This window comes from Burkholderia sp. BCC1977, from assembly GCF_905339595.1.
In the GTDB taxonomy this organism is placed as follows: Bacteria; Pseudomonadota; Gammaproteobacteria; order Burkholderiales; family Burkholderiaceae; genus Burkholderia.
Map to the genome: position 1 here is coordinate 57,454 of NZ_CAJPGQ010000038.1, position 21,875 is coordinate 79,328.

Here is a 21,875-nt window from a genome sequence, read left to right on the forward strand (position 1 = left end):
CGGCCCTCGGCTTTTTTGAGGAAACGCAAATATGATGGTTCTGTATTCCGGCACAACCTGCCCGTTCTCCCAGCGTTGCCGGCTGGTGCTGTTCGAGAAGGGCATGGATTTCGAGATCCGTGACGTCGACCTGTTCAACAAGCCGGAAGACATCTCGGTGATGAACCCGTACGGTCAGGTGCCGATTCTGGTCGAGCGCGACCTGATTCTGTACGAATCGAACATCATCAACGAATACATCGACGAGCGCTTCCCGCACCCGCAACTGATGCCGGCCGACCCGGTGCAGCGTGCACGTGCGCGCCTGTTCCTGCTCAACTTCGAAAAGGAGCTGTTCGTTCACGTCAGCACCCTCGAGAACGAGAAGGGCAAGGCAGCGGAGAAGAACCACGAGAAGGCGCGCCTCGCGATCCGCGATCGCCTGACGCAGCTCGCGCCGATCTTCGTGAAGAACAAGTACATGCTCGGCGAGGAGTTCTCGATGCTCGACGTCGCGATCGCGCCGCTGCTGTGGCGTCTGGATCACTACGGCATCGAGCTGTCGAAGAACGCCGCGCCGCTGATGAAGTACGCCGAGCGGATCTTCAGCCGTCCGGCCTACATCGAAGCACTGACGCCGTCCGAAAAGGTCATGCGTCGTTGATGATGCAATGAAGGCAAGACGGAGCGGGCGGCGCGGCGTGCCGCGTGTCCGCTCCGGGTTCGAGGATTGTGATGCAAGAGATTTCAACGAAGCCTTATCTGCTGCGCGCGCTGTACGAGTGGTGCACCGATAACGGTTACACGCCGCATATCGCGGTGAGGGTCGACAACTCGACGCGCGTGCCGCGTCAGTTCGTGCGTGACGGCGAGATCGTGCTCAACATCAGCTTCGAGGCGACGAGCCAGCTGCAGATGGGCAACGAGTGGATCGAGTTCACCGCCCGGTTCTCCGGGAAGGCGCACAAGATCGAGATTCCGGTGGCCAACGTGCTCGCGATCTACGCGCGGGAGAACGGCCAGGGGATGGCGTTCCAGGTCGATGCGGTGGCGGGCGAGGGCGCGGATTCGGGTGCGTTCGAAGACGAGGCCGAGCAGGCCGATGAGGCGCGGCGCGACGAGTCGCCTGCGGTGCTGACGCCGGTTGTCGATAGCGGTGCGAATGAGGAACCGTCAGAAGGCGCGGATGAACCGCCGAAAACCGACGGAGATGGCTCGAAAGGCGGCAGCAGACCTCGCCTCAAGATCGTGAAATGAGGTAGAATCTCGCGCTTACGCCGGCTTAGCTCATCTGGTAGAGCAGTTGATTTGTAATCATCAGGTGGCGGGTTCGAGTCCTGCAGCCGGCACCATATCTGACAAGGGGTTACGAGATTTTGTCTCGTAGCCCCTTTTCGTTTTCGTCTTCATGTAACCGCCATGTAATCCGTTTGGGGTTGGTCGGCCGTCAAGACGCCAATGTGCGTGCCTTGGAAGTAACGTCGCAGAGGGGTGCCGTAGGCACGTGCGATGAATCTCTCCCTGTCGCGCCACGAATTTCTGCACGGGTAGTAATTCTTTTCGCCCAAGGCCACCCTCCGTGGGGGGCGGTGGCTGCCCGGGCGGGGAGGCGTCCATGGCCGCCCATAGATTTACCCAAGAAAATCCAGATAGTTACATATGTTAGTAATTTTTTTGAAATGAGCTCTTGTCGGTCGGTGCCCTGCTGCATCGCAGAATTCAATGCTCTGAGCGTTAATCGTCCGAAGGATTCATTTCAACCGAGGTCGTGCGAAAACGCGTAAGTAATCGTTTTTCGCGCGTCGCTCTATCCTTCTAGACCGCTTTCAAGTCAATACGTGACAATCTGACGGAACGAATTCGCCGACAAGAGCACTCGGCGTGAGTTATTTGCATGCCCTCTGCGCATTGCGTTCCGTCACACCAGCTATGCACTGCTGCTAACGAGGTTCGCGGTCGGCACGGGCGTATATGTCTGCTATCGTTCACTGGGATAAACCCGTAGTTGATAAGTCAATTTTGATGGAGCAGAGCGCGTAACTTCTCGTTTCGTACATGGTCCTACGACAACCTGAGATTCGACGCGGTTGACGCCGACGGGGGGGTAGAAACGTTGGTATATTTGGTGTTTTTCGATCTCAAAACGGTTTTTAGGGGTGCGCTTCGCCTTCGCTGCGTCATTGATCTCGTAATTCAGATGCCACCATGAAATCGAGTATGCATGGCTTGTCGTTACGTGCCAGGCGACTGGCAGAGAAAGTATTAGTGCACATCACAGTGGAGTAAGCGTTATGACCAATACTTCAGGTCGTGGGCGTCCACGACGCAAAATTTCAGTCACGACACCGTTGCCAGCTAGACTGAAACTGTTTCGTCCGATCAGTTGGCATAATGTGATGCCTCGATCCGCTGGTTTTTATGTGTCTCATGTTTTACAAGAGCTCGGTCGCTTGGGTATCGAGATTAACGATATTGAGCGCAACGAGCGTCCGCCTAGTAGGCAGACCGTTCTTTCTGATTTAATCAAATGGAAAGACGAACATCCAGGTAAGGCTTTTGCGAAGTTGGTTAACTGGCAAATGCTTGACATCACGCAGATGATTGCCCGTTTAAAAAAAGACGGCTCGGCTAAACCTCGTATTGAATTGTCTGCGTACATCACAAAAATGAACAATCTCTCCGTGTGCTGGCATCCGGGAGGCTGGGAGGACACGGAATTTGATTGGGAAGGTCCTTCTGTAAACTACTTTAATTTGATTCCATCACGGAAATGGCTCCAACCACCAGATTTTCGCTGTTTCTTCGGCGATGAAGAGCCGACGTTTGATAGCAGAGCTTCCAATGAGCTCATGTACATTCGTGGCGTAGGTAATCTGCGACCGAAACCGCGCGAAAGCTATGGGCCTTATACGACCTACAATGACGATGTTGTTGACTCGATTTTGATTTGTGCCGTGCGCTCCGCATATGAGGATCTGATTAGGCAGCTTGAATGTAGCTTTGAGGTGGATGTCATAAATGCGTTCGACTTCGTAATTCGCGACGAGATTGAAATGAACACCCCTAATCCAAGTCAATATCCAGTTCGTCGGGTTGTAGCGTGGAGTCTTGAAGATGCCAACGAACTCAGAACACGTCGGGAACAGGAGGCTGCAGTTGATCAAGATCGCCAAGATCGCTCCGAATTTGCCAATATCAATTCGCGCCATGGCTTTGCATTAGAAGTATTTGTCGAAGCACTTGTCCGTGCTTCTTCAACGAAATCCGCTTCTCTGGCTTCATTCGATGAAAGCGTAAGTCGCGAGGCTGCCAAGAACCTGCGCAGTGCCGGCTTCAAAGTTGACGTCAGGGATGTACGCCGCATCCGACAGTTGATCGAACGTTACAATCCGGAATTGCTACCCGAAGCGCTGCGACCTCCACACAGCAGGGCGGCTGGATGAGAGCGGATTAACAGCAGCAAGCGGGGCAAACCCTTATAGTTTCTACGCTTGCGATCACAGCTCTGGCGGTTGAAGGGAGACGGTGATGTGCCAGAGGGGCGACTGGCTGTATAAGGCTTCCTCGCCGGCGCTTCGGCACTTGGCTTTGAAATCGTGCAAAAGAGAATCGCATGCTGAGTGAGCGGCAACTAAAATACAAGGTCACGCGGGAGCACGTCGATAGTGCTATCACCGCCATCAATCAGCGCGGCCTTCCTTCTGGATTCCGGGCGCGGACACGGTGGATGGTGAGCATTGGCGGGAGTGAATTTCCAATCAAGGTAATTGTTGCATTGGCGTGCGAGGCAGCGGGTCTTCATACCACTGCGAAAGCCAAGCTTGACGGCACCGAATACTTCCAATGGCGACGCCACCTTCGCCGGTTGGGTTATCGCTTCAATCGTCTTGAAGACGGAGAGTCGTACGAAGGCGAGTCGGATCTGGCGGTCGGCTGGGGTTTAGCGCTTGACGAGCAATCAAGGCGAATGAGGGAGAGTGGCTCAATCCCGGGCAGTGAGCCGCTGGAAGTGTTGATCGGCGGCGACTTTGTCCCTGCATGTGAGGCATTGGGGTTGCCCGTGTCTACCAGTCCGGCGATATTGCTCAACGCGGCTAGGGCAAGTGAACTGGGAATTCGAGTTACCCCTGATCCGGTCGATGCGGAACTGGATGCGTTGGCGAACAGCGACGCGCTATCAACTGAGTCTCGGCGTGAGATCAATGGCCGCATTGGGCAGGGTCGTTTTCGCACAGCGCTGCTGGCGCTGCATGGTTGCTGCGCCTTGACAGGCGTCACTACGCCTGAAGTTCTTCGTGCGTGCCACATCCACCGTTGGGCCGATTGCGCTGACGCGCCAAGCGCGCGTCATGATCCCGAGAACGGACTCTTGCTGACTGCCAATTTGGACGCGTTGTTTGAAGCGGGTTTAATTGCCTTTGACGACGACGGTGTCATCTTGATTTCGCCGCGCCTAAATGCAGATGCACAGGCCGCTTTAGGCGTCCACGCCGGCATGCGGCTCTTGACGGCACCATCTCACGCCCAGCGTTGCTATCTGAACAGACACCGCGAGCGGACCCGATCCATGCGTCCGCCTGAGGCGACCTGATTGCTCTATGAGCAGGAAACGTTAGTGACAGTAGTATAGAGCGGATGCGCTCCGATGATCGAAAGTACCTTCCAAATGAGGAGGATGACTTGTCTCTGCTACAAGAAATTCAGAACGAATCCAACGGCGCACAGTTTCGCCGCGCTGACTTGCACATTCACTCATTCGGCGAGGGCGGTTCATACGATGTGACGGGCGCTACGATGACTCCCGAGGGCATTGTTGATACGGCGATAGCGGAGCGACTGGACCTTGTCGCGATTACCGATCACAACCAGGTCGCCAACGTCCGTCCGGCGCTGAAATATGCTGACGGCAAGCAGTTGCTCGTTATCCCAGGCGTGGAATTGTCAACGCCCCAAGGGCATCTGCTTGTTTACTTTGAGACGGCTGACCAACTGCAGCGCTTCTTCGGAAAACTGACAATCTCGGACGACCGAAAGGCTTGCCACAACACCATTTCCCAGTGCCTCCGCTTTGCCGAAGAGTTCAACGGCTTTGGTATCTGCGCGCATATCGAACTGGACAGTGGTTTTGAGAAGGCGCACCCAAAATTTGACGCATTCAAACAGGAAGTTTTCAACTGCCCAAACCTCCTGGGTCTGGAGATCGCCAATGTCGCTAACAGTGCTTGGTTTTCTCACGACGACGCAGATGCAAATCGGCGAAACTGCGTTGTAGCTCGATGCAAGGCTCTCGGCCTTGAAGACGGGATTGATCTCGCAAAAGTGATGTCCTCAGATGCTCACACCCTCAATGCGCTGGGTCGTAACGCCAGCGGCAACAGAAAGCTGACTCGGCTAAAGATGGACACCCTGACATTCGGATCGCTACGAATCGCGCTCATGGATGCGGCGGCGCGTGTACGCCTGGAAGACCTTATTCCAATGTCCATACCGAAGTTTGTAGGAATGAAACTGGAGGGGGGCTTCCTAAAGGATCAGATTGTGCACTTCAGTCCGAACTTGACCTGCATCATTGGCGGGCGCGGCGCCGGAAAGTCGACCCTTCTGGAGTCACTTCGCGCTGCATCCGGCAACGCCGCGGAAAGCACAATCATCGACTCCGAAGTCTGGCCAGATGAAATTTCGCTCGTCTATGAGGACGAAGTAGGGCAACGACATACGCTGACCCGCAGCAAGCTCTGCGACGTCGTAAACGGCGATCCAGAAGGGCCAACGGTTGTCGCCATTGAAAGCTATGGGCAAGGAGAAACGGCTGACACTATCCAGCATTGCGATGATGATCCGTCGATCCTCCTGCGGTTCCTGGATGGCTTCATCGACTTCGGCGAATTGCGCGAGCAAGACGAAGCCTTGCGCGATGCGATCCTCGCCAATCAGAGGGTGATCGAGACACTACAGATCAACATCAACCAGATCGCCCCTACGGAGAAGGCGAAGGGAGTCGCGGATACCCAGGTCGCAGTCCTGAAGAAGCAGAACGCCAGCCAAGTCGTCGAACTGGAGGAGAAACTGGCCAGAGAGAGGCGATTCCGCGAGGGCCTGAAGCGCAACCTGGATGAGCTTCTCACCTCGATCACCAACAGCTTGACTGGTGACGAACTGCGCAAGTTGACGGTGGATATTGATGGCAACGGTCTTGCCGTCGGCAAGGCGGAATTTGAAGTTGTCAAAGGGCTCGTCGATGGCCTCGCGACTGAGATCGAAACGCTCTCCGGTCAGCTCAAGCAGAAGGTCGTCGGAGCAAATGACAACATTGCGGCGCAGCTTCAGGTCTGGATTGCGCGCGAGCGGGAGACTCAGGAAAAGATCGAGGAGATCCGCCGGGATCTGGAGAAGCAGAACATCAAGCTGGATATGGCCTTCATCCGCAAGGTTACCAAGGATGCCGCCGACCTGCAGGTTCGACTAACCGAGTTAAGGAAGAGTCAGCCGAAACAGCAGGAGGCCTTCAAGGAGCGCAGGCGCTTGCTTCAGGAGCGGGTTGATCTACGCGCGAAAATATTTAATGCCCGTCAGGCGTTTGCGACGACGATGAACAGCAATCTCGCCATATCCGTAGTGGATTACAAGGTCAAGATTCAGTTCTATGAAGGGCTGCTCTCCACAGAAATGGAAGAGTTGATCAAGATCACCATGAACTGGCGAACCTCACAGGTTCCGCGCGCTGCGCTCATCGCCGCCATGCTTTCGCCGGCTCGACTTCTGGCCGCAGTGGCTGCAAAGGATACCTCGGCGCTCGAACAGTTAAGCGACGCAGAGGGGAACCGCGTGTTTTCCAAGGCTGATGCGGCAGACATCATCGGAAAGCTCAACGAGTGGGAGGCGCGGTGCGCTCTAGAGCGCATCGCGTTTGAAGACAAGCCCGAAATCAAGGTAACGCGGATCATCGACAAGCCAGATGGCACCAAGGGCCATCAGATCCGCGACTTCGCCAAGCTCTCCCTAGGGCAACAGCAAGCCATCCTTCTGTCAGTGCTGCTGTTCTCGAAAAGCCGCGTGCCTCTGATCATCGATCAACCGGAGGATAACCTCGACGGCGAGTTCATTTACAAGACGGTTGTGCGTTCGCTCCGCAGCATCAAAGAGCACCGGCAGGTCATCATCGTCACCCACAATCCTAACATCGCTGTCCTTGGAGACGCTGAGCTGATCATCCCGTTGCGCGGTGCTAGCGAAGTGTCCGTGATCAGAGATCGCGGGTCGATCGACACAAGCCATACCAAGGACATCGTCTGCACGATTCTCGAAGGTAGCAAAAAGGCTTTCAAGCGTCGGCAAGAGGTGTACGGATACTAATCGACTATTGATAAAACCATGCAATTTCCAAAAGCAGGGGCAAACTATGCCCAGGAGCGTCAAGGCATCGCGGCTATCCAGAGCTACGCGGCCAGTCGAGGACAGATATGGCGAGAAACAGGAACTGGCGATGTAGGTATTGACGGGCACTTGGAGTTCGTAACCCCAGACGGATACACCACAAGTCGGATAGTCGCGGTGCAAGTCAAATCGGGGTTGTCGTACTTTGACAAGCCCTCGACTCGCGGATGGAAATTCTATCCCGAAGACAAGCATCGGAATTACTGGGAGTTCTTTCCTCTTCCCGTTCTGCTTGTGCTTCACAATCCAGAATCCGGAATTGCATACTGGGCCGATGTTCGGCAGGCACTACGTAATCCTGGCGCCAATCGGGTCTTCGTTGAGGTGCCGGAGAACAATCGATTGGATAGAACGGAGGCTACTGCGCTCTTTGAAACTGCGGGCGTGCTGGACCAGCCGTTTATCGAGGACCTCGACGATGTGCTTGCCCAGCTTCTTGCGGCGCAATCGAACAACGCCAGTTTTCCGCTTAGTCACTTTGATTTGTTCGCGCTTGGCCTGACCAACATCGCCCGCAGCATCTACTACGGCATGGATCTGATCATCGATGCCGTCGAATGCAACCTCGCTGCGGTGGAATCCCCGTTCGGAATGGGGTTGGGGGACACCGAACACTGGTTCGCGTTCGATTTTGTCAAGTTCCTGATCGCGCAGAATCTTGCCCAAATTGACTACTCTGATTGTTTGATCGATTGGGTGGACAGACAGGTGCAGCCGCACTTCGTTGCCCCCCTTACTTCGCGTGGGAGGGCGCTTGTGGCTCTCATCCACCAGAAGGAGCAGAGTCTGATCGCCGAGGGCAAGATGCAGGATGCGGGGATGATGCATGTCGCGCAAGAAGGCTTCTTCGGCATGGTTCCAGAGTCGTATCTCCGGCGAATTCCGGTTATCAGGCAGTTCCAGAGCACAGTCGTGGCCTGAACCCTCGTGAAACTATGTCGAATGCCGAAAGGCTATGCTGCGAATGAGCAGGGATGCCACACTGGAGCATATTCGTCGTTCGCGGAGGCATCCATGGCAACTCAAGAGCGGTTGACGGGCGCACTTCAGGTCGTGGTGAACCTAACCCGGTGTGTCGCGCTGAAGCGCGCACTCGCCGCAGTTGAGCCCGATCCCGCGTTGAATTTCTGGCGTGTCCTGCACGGAAATCTGCTGGACATAGTAGTGCTTGAGTGGTGCAAGCTGTTCGGCTCCGATGACGAAGAGCACCAGCAAGTGCACTGGAAGAACGTGATTGCGGATGAGGAGGAGTTCCGAACGGGTCTCTTTGCACATCTCGGTATTGACCAAGACCTGTGGCGTACCTATTGGCAACAGATGAAGGCATACCGTGATCAGCATGTCGCTCATCTCGATTTCAACCGGCGGGACGTGACGCACTATCCAGATCTCGGAAGCTCAATGTCGTCGGCAGTCTACTACTACGGCCGACTCATCCAAGAACTGCGCGCACTTGGGGAAACGCGATTTCCCGACGATCTCAGCGGTTACTACGATGCGTTCCAAGCGCAATCGATCGAGATCGCGCAGACCGCGACGGCGAGTACACGTGACTTCACCGAGAGCGTGCACTAGGCGCTGCGCCGCGTCTGTGTTCAGGGAGTCATTGTGTCTTAAGCGGTGGGTACATCCTGCGTCGACGCTCGGCCGCCTTTTTCGACTGGTGGTATAGCCATTATCTCGATCGAGCCGTGACTCGTAAGCACATTGTGGACGAAGCACGCGCAGTCGCTGAAAGTCGACAACCAATCGAACACGGTCAATAGTGGTCCCGGCGGTTCACGACCGGTTCAAACTGCCCCTGAACCGGCTTGCGAACTGTTGCCGCCACGCGGTTACGTCAGCTCGACCGAGACGCCTGCGGCACTTGAAGTTCGCGTTGGGTTAAACCGAAAACGGCGAGGAGCTGTCTCAAACGTCGTGAAAACTCCTTTGGGGTCCATTCAATGTAGGCGGTTTCAATTGCTTTGAGTGCAAATTGGCCGATCGGTATAGAAACGCCGACCAAACGGCGGATGAGGTGAGGCGAAGATTCCGGGACGAGAGGCGGTTCGATTTCCGGCGGCGGACGCTGCCTGTCCTGTCAACGGAATCGCGCCGAGAGTAATTGGAGTCCTAACAATTTGAAGGGGGCGAATATCACAGTGCATTGGCAACGACGGCTAATGTTCTGAACACATGACGCTGCCAATCCAGCTTGGCCACAAGTCGCCTTCGCGGCCGAAGACGCCTTTGCTTCCGCCCCGATCCGCACCACGTGCGCTGCGCGGTGCGATCCGGGCGTGCAGCGCGCATCGTTGCGCCCCCCTTTGGCTGTCACGCCTGCGTAATGATGCGCACCTAAGGTTGCACGTTCCCGTCGCGGCACCACCGTCGCGATCCGGGCGTGCGTAACCCGTACGCGACGCCGTGCCCGCGTCGCGCATCGGTCAACCGGGATCTCGCTTCCGGCGACGCATCGACTATGCCTCGCACCATTTCATTCGAAAACACGATCGACGCCGATCGAGTTGGATCGCGGACGATCAGGAGACAAGGACCATGTTGAGTCCGCACGAATTTTCGATGCTGCTGCGCATTGCCCGCGCACCGGACAGCGTCGACCTGGCGAACCCTGCGTTCGCCGTGCTCGTCGAGAAGCGGCTGGTCGACGATATGCAGGTCCGCGTGAATGCGGTGGCCGCCCGCCCGGCGCTGACGCCGATCGGCCAGCTGCTGCTCGCGCGCTTCGACGAAGCGGCTTGAGGGAATAGAACGGAAGGGAACAGAACTGCAGATGAGCGTCACGCCTTCGCCGCAGCGAAGGACGTGACGCATCCAAAACACGGCGAACCGCTTACTGCGCGACCGGCACCGTCACGTCGCTGCCGAACCAGTGCGTCGAGATCTTCTTCAACGTGCCTTCCTTGCGCAGCGAATCCAGCGCGTCGTTGATCGCCTTCTCGAACTTCGGATTGCCCTTGCGGAACGGGATCGCCATCTCCTGCTTGCCGCCGTTCAGCACCGCGCCCGCGCGCAGCGGAAGGTTCGACGTCTTGATCATGTACGGCAGCATCAGGCGGTCGTCGAGCGTCGCCTCGATCCGGCCCGCGGCCAGGTCACGCAGCTTTTCCGGCGCGCCCGGATACGTCTGCACCTCGATGCCCGGCACGGTGCGCGCCATCTGGTCGTAGTTGGTGCCGAGCGTCACGCCGAGCTTCTTGCCCTTGAACTCGTCGAGCGACTTGAAGTTGCGCGTGTCGTCCTTGCGCTGGATCAGCTGCGCGGCCGAGTACGTGTACGGCTCGCTGAAGTCGAGCGCTTCCTTGCGCTGCGGCGTGATCGTGACCTGGTTGACGATCACGTCGAACTTGCCCGCCTGCAGCCCCGCGATGATGCCGCTCCATTCGGTCGGGACGAACTGCGTCTTCACGCCGAGCTTGCCGGCGACCGCATTCGCGACGTCGACGTCGAAGCCCTCGAGCTGACCCGACGTGCCGCGCGAGTTGAACGGCGGATACGTGCCTTCGAGGCCGACGCGCAGCACGCCGGCTTTCTTCACCGAGTCGAGCAGGTCGTCCGCGTGCGCGGCGACGGCCGTGAAACCGAGGGCCGACGCAAGCAGCAGGCCCGACAGCAGGAACTTCGAACGTTTCATCGCAGATCTCCAGTGATCAGTGTGGTAATCGAGCGCCGGACATCGATCGTGCCCGGGCTGGGCCGAATTACGGGCACGTAGACACTACTCGCAACCGGGCTGCACCGGAAGTCGAATTGGCCCTGATTGCAATCGATTTCAGCGGGCGGCGGGTGGCAGCGCAGTGTGACGACGCGACACGCAGGCGCCGGCCGAGCGTTCGAAGCGTGTGTCGGGGCCGGGAGTGCGCTTGAAAATACTCTTTTAAATCAGGTCATTTTGCGATTCCCGCAGTAATTTATCTGTAAAATCGCGCGAGCGAAATCGCTCAACGCGCCATCCGAGGGCGCGTCAAAAGAAGAAAAGGCCGTTGCCATGAACATGCAGAACACTATTGCCGCATTGCGCGGCGGGTTGCTTCAGCAGGACCGGCTGCTGAAGCTCGATACGCCATTGGGCGCCAACGTGCTGACCGTGCAGCGGGCGGTCGGCCACTCGCGCATCGGGCGCGCGTACGAATTCACGCTCGACGTGCTGTCGGCCGATAGCGATCTGGAACTTAAAAAGCTGATCGCGCAGCCGGTCACGTTGTGGATCCAGCAAGGCGATCGCAGCTACCGGCCGATCAACGGATACGTGCACACCGCGCGCCGCCTCGGCGCCGACGGCGGGCTCACGACCTATCAGCTCACGTTCGCCGATTTCACCCATTTCCTGAAGTTTCGTCGCGACCAGCGGCTCTGGAACGACACGACCGTCGACCAGATCATCAGCGACGTGCTGAACCGGCATCCGCAGGCGCAGGGACATTTCCGCTTCGCGCTGTCGCGGCCACTGCCGAACCGTTCATACACGCGTCAGCACGACACCGACTGGCATTTCGTGCACCGGCTGATGGAGAGCGAAGGCCTCTACGGCACATGGCAGCAGGCCGACGACGGCAAGTCGCATACGCTCGTGATCACCGACAACCTGCAGACGTTCGCGCCGCTGTCGCCGGAAACCGTGCGCTTCTATCGTGGTGGCGCGGCGAGCGAAGCCGACGCGTTCACGCAATGGTCGGGCTCGCGCACGCTGCAGAGCGTGACCCGCACGACGCGCACGTTCGACTACAAGAATCCGTCCCAACCGTCGAACCCGAAAGGCACGACACTGCCGACGATGGGCGGCCAGGGCGAATTGCCCGATCAGCTCGAAGTCTACGAGTACACCGGTGCGTACACGTATCTGGACCAGACGCGCGGCGACCACCTGACGAAGGTGCGGATGGAGGAATGGGAGTCGCACGCGAAGCGCTTCCATGGCGTGGGCGGTGTGCGCGCGATCGATGCAGGCCGGCGCTTCACGCTGTCGGATCATCCCGAACACGATCGCGATCCGGCCGACCAGCGCGAGTTCGCGGCGCTCGGCGTCGAGTGGTGGATCGAGAACAACCTGCCTGTTGCGGGTAGCAGCGCCGACTTTCCGTACAGCCTGCGCGACGCGTTGACGCAAGCGCAGGAGGGCTATGGTGCCGACCCCGCGTTTCGCGTGCCGCACGACGACGGCTCGGTCGGTTTCTATCTCGTCGAGGTCGAGGCGCAGCGCGTGAACGTACCGTATCGCAGCCCGTTCGAACACGAGAAGCCGAAGATGCATCTCGAGACGGCGCTCGTCGTCGGCCCGCAGGGCGAGGAAGTCTATACGGACGAGCTGAACCGGATTCGTGTGCAGTTCGTGTGGGATCGTTTGAACCCGGGCAATGAGAACGCGTCGTGCTGGGTGCGCGTCGTGCAGTCGGATACCGGTGGCGGCTACGGCGGCGTGCACGTGCCGCGGATCGGCGAGGAAGTGCTGATCGACTATGTCGGCGGCGACTGCGACCGGCCGCTGGCGGTCGGGCGGGTGTACAACGGCGCGAACCAGCCGCAGTGGCATAGCGACGGGATTCTCTCCGGCTATCGATCGAAGGAGTATTCGGGCAGCGGCTACAACCATCTCGTGATGGACGACGCGACCGGGCAGAACCGCGTGCAGCTGATGAGCAGCAGCGCGAACAGCCTGCTGCATCTGGGCTATCTCATCGACCAGAACGGTAATTCGCGCGGGTCGTATCTGGGCAGCGGGTTCGACCTGCGCTCGGATGCGTATGGCGCGGTGCGGGCGAGCCAGGGCCTGTACGTCACGACCCATCCGAAGGCGCCGAACAGCCAGCCGCTCGACGTGAAGGAAGCGCAGCAGCAGCTCGTGACGGGCGAGAGCCTGGTCGAGGCGATGTCGGGTGTGAGCGAGCAGCATCAGGCGGAAAGTCTCAAGGATGCGCACGACACGATGCGCGCGTTCACCGACGCGACGCAGGACAGTGCGTCGGGCAACGTGTCCGGTGGACGCACGGCAGGCGGCGGCACGGGCAGTGCCAATGCATTCAAGGAGCCGGTGATGCTGTTCGGCAGCCCGTCCGGGATCGGGATGTCGACGCAGCAGTCGCTGCATATGGTCGCGAACGATCACGTGAACGTCGCGAGCGGACAGAGTGTGCACGTCGCGACGGGCAAGTCGTTGATCGGCAGCATCGGGCAGAAGCTGAGCCTGTTCGTGCAGAACGCGGGGATGAAGCTGTTCGCGGGCAAGGGCAAGGTCGAGATCCAGGCGCAGTCGGACAACATCGAGGTGACCGCGCAGAAGGCGGTGAAGGTCGTGTCGGCCACTGACCGGATCGAGATCGCGGCCGATCAGGGGATTCTGCTGACGAGCGGCGGCGGGTATATCCGCATCCAGGGCGGCAACATCGAGATCCATACGCCTGGCGCGGTGGATGTGAAGGGCGCGTCGCATACGTTCGCGGGGCCGGCGAGCATGGGGTATCCGTTGCCGAGCCCGCGGCCGGATCAGCCGGGGCAGCTGGAGTTGTTTCACAAGTACGTGAATGGCGAAGCGGTGAAGGGCGGGCTGTTCACGGTGAAGGACGTGAACGGCGCCGTGCTGAAGAAGGGGGCGCTCGACAACAGCGGCTATACGGCCGTGAGCGGGTTGCCGCCGGGTGCGGTGCGTGTCGAGTTCGGGAAGGATCCGCGCGAGTCGGCTCAACCGGCAAATTACTTCAAGCAGGCGCAGTGGCCAGTCGAGCCCGTTGAGCCTTCGCCGCAGGCGGCGCAGGCCGCTGCGTCGGAGCAACTCGCGAGCCAGGTGAAGGGGATGGCGCCTGCGGCGACGACGGCCGCGATGGGGCTGGCGAGCGGAGGTGGGGCCGGTGCTGCGTTAGGCGGACTGGCGAGTTCCGCGTTGCCGGCTGCGGCAAGTGCGCTGGGTGGGGCAGGCGCAGTTTCTGCGCTGCAGACGGCCTCGAGCCTGGGCAGTGCCGCGAAGCAGGTGGCCGGGATGGTGCAGGCGGCGCGCCAGGGTGGGCTCGCAGCGCTGGCCGCGCCGGCTGCGAATGCGGCATCCGGTGCTCTGCAGGGCGCGCTACCCGGTATCGCCGGCAAGGGCGCTACGACGGTGGCGTCGGCCGCGGGTGCGACCGGCATGAAGCTGCCGACGAGCGGGTTCGGCGGACCGCTGAAATCCTGAGAGGGCGGCTTGTCAGCCGTCTTGAAAAAAACGAATTGAACGAAGAGCGACATGGCACAACAACTTCCACCGGGCGCCGAGAAGGAACAGGCCGTTTCCTGGCTCAGCGATATTTCGCCGAAAGATGTGGCGGCGGGGGGCGACCGTTTCAATAAGTGGCTGCTCAAGATCAGCGGCAATCACATTTCGTTCGAGGATCTCAAAACCTTCGCAAGCGCGGTGCCGATCATCGGCAACCTGATGGCGTTTTACGATGCGGTGTGCGACATCGTGATGATCGTCGAGAAGCGCCACGCCAATCTGCTCGATTACCTTGGGCTTGCGATCAACCTGATCGGCGTCATTCCGGTTCCGCCGCCGCTGGCATCGTTTCGACTGTCGGCGCGGCCGCTGCTGGCGCTCGTGCGCAATCAATTGCTGATCTCTCGCGGCAATCTCGGCGCGGCACTCATTTCGGTGCTCGTCACGCATGTCAACGCCGCGGCCGCGACCGAAATCGAAAACTTCCTGAAGACCCTGCAGGACGTTCTTGTCGAACTGCTGAACGACTGCGCGCATAAGGCGCAGGAGTTGATGGTCGGTATTGCTACCGGGCTGGAACTCGCACTCAAAGGGCAAATTTTCGACAGCAGCGCCAACGTGCGACGTACTGCAAAGATCGCACAGAAGATGGACAAGCGGTCCTGGTACAACCCGATGCTGGTGGTGGACGCGGTCGAGTACGGTTACCAAGGTTCGATCGCGTTGGGGAAGGAAGCGGGGAACGCGACGATCGGGACCGCAGCGAAGCTTGCTCCGGATTCGTGGCTGCAACCGTTCCGCGATATCGTCGCGTTCCTGAAGACCGAGGCGCCGAAAGTCGCGACGGCGATCCGCGATCTGAACGGTAGCGAAGAAGGCAAGATGCTGTGGCTGATCGCGCAGGTGATCGAAGCCGTGGCGAGGGTGCGCGCGCGCGGGAAGCTTCATGAAAAGACTGCCGATGTGCCGCCTGGCGGGAAGGGGCGGGCGCAGCATGACCGTCCTCAGGAGCCGGCGGGTGCGATTGGGCAGCAGACGCATGCGGGAGGGGCTGGCCAGAGTCCTTGCAAGGGTTGCCAGATCGGTGCGTCGACCGGATCGATCGATTTTGCTTTCGGCGACGAGACCTTCACACATACGGACTTCGAACTGCCCGGCGCGTTGCCGCTTGTCTGGGCGCGTACGTATCGGTCACGCCTGTCTGCCTACGACAACGGCGAACTCGGCGCGCGGTGGCTCACGCCGTACACGACGCGCATCGATGTCGAAGGCGACACATGGTTCTTCCGCGACGCCAGCGGGCGCAGCATCGAATATCGAGCGCTTGCAGTCGGAGGAGTGTATGACGATCTCGCGGAAAACCTGACGCTGTCGCGTCTTGACGAGACGTGGGTCACGATTGCATACGGCCACGATCAGCTTCACGTGTATGAACGGCGCGGCAATGCGTTCCGGCTGGCGATGCAGAAAGATCGCGCGGGCAACACGATCACGCTCGATTACGACGCGCTCGACCGCGTGGCGCGCTTGATCGACGCGAGCGGCAACGTGCTGTCGTTCGAGCACGACAAGCAAGGCCGGATCGTGATGATCGAGCAGGTGCTCGAGGGTGGAAAGCGCCGTACGCTCGCGAGTTACGCTTATGACGAAGCGGGCGATCTCGTGCGCGCAACCGACCGGTATGGCAACGTATGGAGCTATCAGTACCACCACCATCTCGTGACGCGCTATACCGATCGCACTGGCCGCGGGATGACGCTTGAATGGGACGGCGCGGACGCTGAAGACAACGCGAACGCGAAATGCGTGCGCGAGTACGCGGACGACGGCAGCCTCGATATCCGCCTTGCGTGGCATCCGAACATTCGACTTACCTACGTGACCGATGCGCTCGGTCAGATGTCGCGCTATTACTTCAACATCAAGGGGTACGTTTATCGAATCGCCTATCCGGACGGAAGCGAGGAATGGTTCCGGCGCGACGAGCACGACAATCTGACGCTGCACATTCTGCAGGACGGCAGCATCGAGCAGATGCGTTATGACGCACGCGGCAACCGGACGTGGCACGAGCGCGCGGACGGCACCGTCGTCGAGATGGCATACGACGACAAGGATCAAATGATCCGGCTCGTCGATCCGAACGGCCATGCCTGGCAGCGCAAGTACGACGATGCGGGCAACCTCGTCGAGGAAATCGATCCGCTCGGGCATGCGACGAAGTACAGCTATAACGACAAGGGCTTGCCGACGCAGATCACCGATGCGAAGGGCGGCTCGAAGGTGCTCGAATACAACCCCGCCGGGCAGTTCACGAGCTATACGGATTGCTCCGGAAAGAAGACGGAATGGCGCTACGACGATATCGGACGCGTGATCGAGGCAAAGGACGCTTCGGGAGGCGTAGTCGCTTATGGCTACGGTCCGAACGGCCGATTGACGGAGACTCGGTCGCCGGCCGGTGTCGAGCAGGTGCAATACGACGCTGAAGGTCGGTTGTTGCGGCATACGGATCAACTCAATCGATCGACGCGATATGGCTACGATGCAGTGGGTCGTATTGCGAGCCGCGCGGATGCGCTCGGGCAGACGCTTGCGTATCGCTACGACCGTCTCGGCCGCTTGACCGCGCTGACCGATGCGAACTTTGCGACGTACCAGTTCCGTTACGATCCGGCAGGGCGGCTGATCGAGGAAATCGGCTTCGACGGCAAGTCGACAAGCTATCAGTACGACAAGGACAGCGGCAGCCTTGTTTCGGTTGATGAAGCGGGTTGCGTGACGTCGATCGACGTCGATGCGAACGGCCGCCTGATGAAGCGTGTCGCGGGGGAAAGCGAGGAACGGTTTGCCTACGACCCGAGCGGTCGATTGATCGACGCGGTGAACCGGTACAGCCGCGTGCAGTTCTTCTTCGATCCGGTCGGCAATCTGGTGCGCGAACATCACGCCTACGATTTGTTCGGCGAACGGCGCAGCTACGTGTGGCATCACGAATACGACGAGCTCGGCAACCGGCGACGTACCGTGCGGCCGGACGGGCATGCGGTTGATTGGTTGATGTACGGCTCGGGATATGTGCACGGGATGCTGCTCGATGGCGAGGAGCGTGTGCAATTCGAGCGCGACGACCTTCATCGAGAGACGGTACGCGTGCTGTCGAGCCAGGTCGGGCAGCGCACGCACTACGATCCGGCGGGGCGCGTGCTGCAGCAGACGATTCAACGGTCGACATCGCCCGCGCCGCTTGCCGAGCGGCGGTATCGCTATGACGCGGCGGGGCAGTTGTCGCGGATCGAGGACAGTCGCAAGGGCGGGACGGACTACCGGTACGATCCGGTCGGACGGTTGATCGAGGCGATCAGTCCGGTCGCGAAGGAACGGTTTGCGTTCGATCCGGCGAGCAACATCGTCGATCCGGTGCGAACTACGGAGACGCCCGCATCCCGTCCGAGCCCGGTGCGGCCGGAAAGCACGTTACCGGTTGAAGTGCCGAAGGTGCTGGGTAACCTGCTGAAGGCGTATGCGGGAATGCACTTCGAGTACGACGCACGCGGGAATCTGGTGCGCAAGCGTACGCCGGCGGGGGAGCAGGAATACGAGTGGGACGAATTCAATCGCTTGCTGTCCGCGCGGGTTGGGGAGACCTCGCGGCAGAGTCGGTCTCGGTATTTCTATGATGCTTTCGGTCGTCGGATCGCCAAGGAGGTGAACGGCGAGCGGACGGTGTTCGGGTGGGATGGCGACACGCTGGCTTATGAGAGCGATGGCGAGCGCGGCACGCACTATATCTATGAGCCGGGAAAGTTCGTGCCGATGGCGCAGTATGTGGCGGGACCGGTTGAGGGAATCTCGACGCCGGAGTGGAAGAGTACCGACCGCTATGTGCCGGAGGAGGATCCGCTGCAGAAGATGCCGGAGCGGCGAGGCGACGCGACGCTGTTCTATTACCACTGCGATCAGATCGGTACGCCGCTGTTGATGACGGACGACGATGGCGACGTCGTGTGGGAGGCGTCGTACAAGGCGTGGGGGGAAGCGCGGGAGGTGATTGCGCGAGTTTCGAGGGCCGCAGGCGTCGTACCGAAGAACCCGTTGCGGTTTCAGGGGCAGCAGGTTGATGACGAGACCGGGCTCGCTTATAACCGATATCGGTATTACGACCCCGTAACTGGGCGATTTACTTCAGAGGACCCCATTGGGATTAATGGGGGCATCAACGTTTATCAGTACGCTCCGAATCCAATCGAGTGGGTTGACCCGCTTGGCTTGGCCCGTATTCCGAAATCAGTTAAGGATAAGGTCGCGAAAGAGAATAAGGAGTTCTTCGGGAAAGAGACCTGTGAGTGTTGCGGGGTTGAGGTTGTTCCTGGGCAGAAGAGTCAGCGAGGGGTCACTCCACCAACAAATGAGCGCCAGTTTGATCATATTGAGCCGGATGTCCTGGGTGGGGCAAATGATGAAAGGAATACGCAAGTTCTGTGCCGAAAGTGTAATAGACGGTTGTGGGATAGAATCAAGGATAATTTCAAGCGACTTAATCGCTTGGGACGTACGCCGTGTGACAATTGAAGAGGAAATATGCAAGAGCTTCGGAAGATTATTTTTCGATTGAAGAAGGACGAAGACGGATATCCTCCGATGGAGTATGAATCTCTCTGGGGGATATTTTCGGACGATTTATCTTGTGTGGTCGACAATGTGCCGTATTATGTATGCGGCGTGAGTAAAGGGGACACGGTAGCGGTTGAGGATGTCGATGGTGAACTGTTTGCAACATCAGTGGTTGCACGGGGAGGGCATTCAACGCTGCGAGTGTTTGCCGAGGACCCTGACACCAAAGCATCGCTCATTTCCGACCTGAAGTCGCTCGGAGCACAATGTTCCGTCACTCGGGGACATTCCCTCTTCGCGGTCGATATTCCTTCCGATGCTGATTTCGGAAAGATTGACGCGTTGCTCGCTTCGCAATCTGATGGTGAGTACGTGGCATATGAGGACGCGTGCTTGCAACACGGGGGTGTCAGCGTTGAACGGGCACACGAATGTGAGTCGCTCGCATCGGTTCCGCTACGACTCCACTAAGCGCGAACGGTTTTAATGCATCGGAAGAGCTCGGGGTGCGATGCGATCGGCTACTGCTATGTCGCATAAATTGCGTATGCGGTGTCTACCATCCGGGCTGCAATGGCGGGTGTGAATTTTGATGGCGGCGCATCCAAAGAGGATCGTGGGCGTTCTGTGGTTTGATGCGAGTATTTGATCCGAAAAGGTGCTGACTCAAAGGGGGATTAATGCAAAGATAGAAGATGTTGGTGTGGGCGTGGAGAAGGAAGTGGCGCTACGCATAGGTGGCGTCAGTGTGATGTGTTTCACGGGCTACTTTCCTTATTCGGTAGAGAAAGGGGGTATCCAGTTGTTTATAATATTTATTTTTTGGAGATTTTTGATTGGCTGGGTCTGGTGATTTGGGGGCGCCACTCCGTTGAGTTGAAAATGGTTCTGCATATATGGTCGCGGGATATTCGATCTTCCCAAAGATGGTCTGTCAAAGATTCAAGGTTGTGGCGTCATCTGGTCAGACATCTTGATTCCGCTCGTAAGTGAAGCGGTACGTGTTGCGATTGACGGGCTGGCGAATGACGACGGCGTGCAGTTCATCCCGGTAGTTATTAAATCAAATGGGGGGCTATTGGTGGATCGTAGTTTCTTCTCAATCCGGTGAGGAAAGTTGACGTGGTTGATCGCGACGCTTCCGTGCCGATAGTGGTGAAAATCTCGGGATTTTCTGACGGCAAGGTCGGCTTCAAAAAGATGGTCTTGCGCTCCTACTTCTCTGCCAATGGTATTGGCCGGCAATGCGACTTTCCGACATACATTGTCGTGGGCGATCGACTGGCCGATGCTGTATTGTGCATCACGAAGAAGGGAGTCAGGTTCACTACCGGTATCCTGCCGGCCAGTTGATGCCAAACTGACCGACAGCCCCCAGCGCAGATTGTGCATATACGGCCATTGGGTTCGTTGGTTGGGGCGAGGCGAGGTAACTCGCAAGGAGTCCTGGCGGGATTAGACTGAAAGATTGACCAGAATATGAATTGATATGGTTATTGTGCGAACCGTTCCCGTAATCCTTATCCTCTTGTCCCTCGCAACAGCGTCATATGCCGACGATTTCCGGCCGAGAGCCGCGGCAGCCCCTGACGTGGCGCATCCGAAACTCTTCAAAGCCGACGGTCTGAGCTTCCAGCTCCCGTCCGACTGGAAGGTCACGGCAAACGATCCGCTTCAGGGCGCCGATGGCCGAGGAGTCAGTATCGAAGCCGACAAATCCGCATTCGAAGTGTTGAATCTGGACGTCGTCGTTCAGGTGCTGCGAACCAAGGTCGCACCGTCTTTCGAAGGTACTGCGCAGTACCTGTACGAGATCCAGGTGGACGACAAGCCCACCCAGTACACGAAGCCGGACTTTGCACAGTTCATGCTGAACGATAAATATCCGGCGCTTGCTTCACGCTATACGCACACGATCTTCAATCAAGACGAGCTCTACGCGCATCGTCTCGACCTCGTCACAAGCAAGGTCTGCGGCAAGGGCTGGACCTGCGTAATCTTCTCGTCCGGATTGGCTGCGAACGAGAGCGCGGCCAGGCATGGCATGGCCAGGATCTATGAAACGATCCGCTACCAACCCTGAATGTCATTCCGACGCGGTGAAACCAGACCCGATCTCGACTGGTGGTATTGCATTCCCTGACTGACCGACAGCGACCACCGAGCCAACCTCGCGCGTACGGAATTGGCATAATCACGGCTCGCTGACACGAGCGCTGCGACGCAGGTACTTTCGTGCACCTGCCACGTCGCCGCTCCTGCGCATTGATTCCAGTCCAGTTACAACCGCACTACCCATGTCGATCACCCCCGCGATCACCGCGTCGCTGCAACACATTCTCGAGCACCCTGGCGACTTCACCGGATGGCTCTGCCTGCCGCCGATGCCGTGGACGCTCGATACAGAGGGCGTATTCATCGAAGGCTCCGACGACACCGAAGCCGACACACCACCCGCCATCGCACCGCAACCCGGCTGGCGAGTCACGCTCAACAGCGCGACGATCGAGGACATCGTGATCAACGCGCATGACCAGGTCGACGAACCGAGCGTCGCGCAATTGTTCGACGCGTTCGTGTTCTACGTCGACAACGAGGAATTCATTCTGCTCTGACGACGCACGACACACGCCGCGCACCACAGCAAAAAAGGACCGCCGAGCGG

The 21,875-nt window shown here is 58.6% G+C and carries 15 protein-coding genes and 1 tRNA gene; 15 read left to right on the forward strand and 1 reads right to left on the reverse strand.

The features are described from left to right. The first annotated feature begins 31 nt into the window (after positions 1–31). The 9 genes from U5771_RS26380 to U5771_RS26420 all read left to right on the forward strand — a co-directional run bounded on the left by U5771_RS26380 (position 32) and on the right by U5771_RS26420 (position 10,158). On the forward strand, positions 32–643 hold the full coding sequence (locus U5771_RS26380) for a glutathione S-transferase N-terminal domain-containing protein (protein ID WP_006400565.1): 612 nt from the start codon (positions 32–34) through the stop codon (positions 641–643). Positions 644–714: 71 nt separating this feature from the next. Continuing rightward, on the forward strand, positions 715–1,236 hold the full coding sequence (locus U5771_RS26385; RefSeq protein ID WP_322026700.1) for a ClpXP protease specificity-enhancing factor: 522 nt from the start codon (positions 715–717) through the stop codon (positions 1,234–1,236). 19 nt (positions 1,237–1,255) lie between these two features. Continuing rightward, positions 1,256–1,331 (forward strand) — tRNA-Thr (locus U5771_RS26390). Positions 1,332–2,270: 939 nt separating this feature from the next. Further along, positions 2,271–3,422, forward strand: coding sequence for a hypothetical protein (locus U5771_RS26395; RefSeq protein WP_322026686.1), 1,152 nt, complete (start codon positions 2,271–2,273; stop codon positions 3,420–3,422). A 170-nt stretch (positions 3,423–3,592) separates the two neighbouring features. Continuing rightward, positions 3,593–4,570, forward strand: a complete 978-nt coding sequence (locus tag U5771_RS26400; RefSeq protein ID WP_322026687.1) for an HNH endonuclease signature motif containing protein — start codon at positions 3,593–3,595, stop codon at positions 4,568–4,570. Positions 4,571–4,659: 89 nt separating this feature from the next. Continuing rightward, positions 4,660–7,332, forward strand: coding sequence for a TrlF family AAA-like ATPase (locus tag U5771_RS26405; protein WP_322026688.1), 2,673 nt, complete (start codon positions 4,660–4,662; stop codon positions 7,330–7,332). Positions 7,333–7,350: 18 nt separating this feature from the next. After that, positions 7,351–8,334: a DUF4365 domain-containing protein gene (locus U5771_RS26410; protein WP_322026689.1), complete on the forward strand. Its 984-nt coding sequence runs from the start codon at positions 7,351–7,353 to the stop codon at positions 8,332–8,334. A 93-nt stretch (positions 8,335–8,427) separates the two neighbouring features. Continuing rightward, entirely contained in the window at positions 8,428–8,988 is a 561-nt protein-coding gene (locus tag U5771_RS26415; RefSeq protein WP_322026690.1) for a hypothetical protein, read from the forward strand. A gap of 966 nt (positions 8,989–9,954) precedes the next feature. Further along, entirely contained in the window at positions 9,955–10,158 is a 204-nt protein-coding gene (locus U5771_RS26420) for a hypothetical protein (protein ID WP_322026691.1), read from the forward strand. 91 nt (positions 10,159–10,249) lie between these two features. Here U5771_RS26420 and U5771_RS26425 read toward each other — a convergent pair whose 3' ends face one another. Further along, positions 10,250–11,050 carry a transporter substrate-binding domain-containing protein gene (locus U5771_RS26425; RefSeq protein ID WP_322026692.1) on the reverse strand — a complete coding sequence of 267 codons (801 nt, stop codon included), beginning with the start codon at positions 11,048–11,050 and terminating at the stop codon, positions 10,250–10,252. Positions 11,051–11,404: 354 nt separating this feature from the next. On the opposite strand from U5771_RS26425, the gene tssI reads away from it, so the two are divergent. From tssI to U5771_RS26455, 6 genes are all read left to right on the forward strand, one after another. Further along, positions 11,405–14,575, forward strand: coding sequence for a type VI secretion system Vgr family protein (tssI, locus tag U5771_RS26430; RefSeq protein WP_322026693.1), 3,171 nt, complete (start codon positions 11,405–11,407; stop codon positions 14,573–14,575). 51 nt (positions 14,576–14,626) lie between these two features. Then, a complete protein-coding gene (locus U5771_RS26435; protein WP_322026694.1) occupies positions 14,627–19,168 on the forward strand; it encodes an RHS repeat-associated core domain-containing protein in 4,542 nt (1,513 codons plus the stop codon). A gap of 9 nt (positions 19,169–19,177) precedes the next feature. After that, a complete protein-coding gene (locus tag U5771_RS26440; protein WP_322026695.1) occupies positions 19,178–19,681 on the forward strand; it encodes a DUF4265 domain-containing protein in 504 nt (167 codons plus the stop codon). 651 nt (positions 19,682–20,332) lie between these two features. Beyond that, positions 20,333–20,563: a hypothetical protein gene (locus U5771_RS26445; RefSeq protein WP_322026696.1), complete on the forward strand. Its 231-nt coding sequence runs from the start codon at positions 20,333–20,335 to the stop codon at positions 20,561–20,563. 238 nt (positions 20,564–20,801) lie between these two features. Continuing rightward, positions 20,802–21,293 carry a hypothetical protein gene (locus tag U5771_RS26450; protein WP_322026697.1) on the forward strand — a complete coding sequence of 164 codons (492 nt, stop codon included), beginning with the start codon at positions 20,802–20,804 and terminating at the stop codon, positions 21,291–21,293. A 214-nt stretch (positions 21,294–21,507) separates the two neighbouring features. Then, a complete protein-coding gene (locus U5771_RS26455; protein ID WP_322026698.1) occupies positions 21,508–21,825 on the forward strand; it encodes a hypothetical protein in 318 nt (105 codons plus the stop codon). The last annotated feature ends 50 nt before the right edge of the window (positions 21,826–21,875 follow it).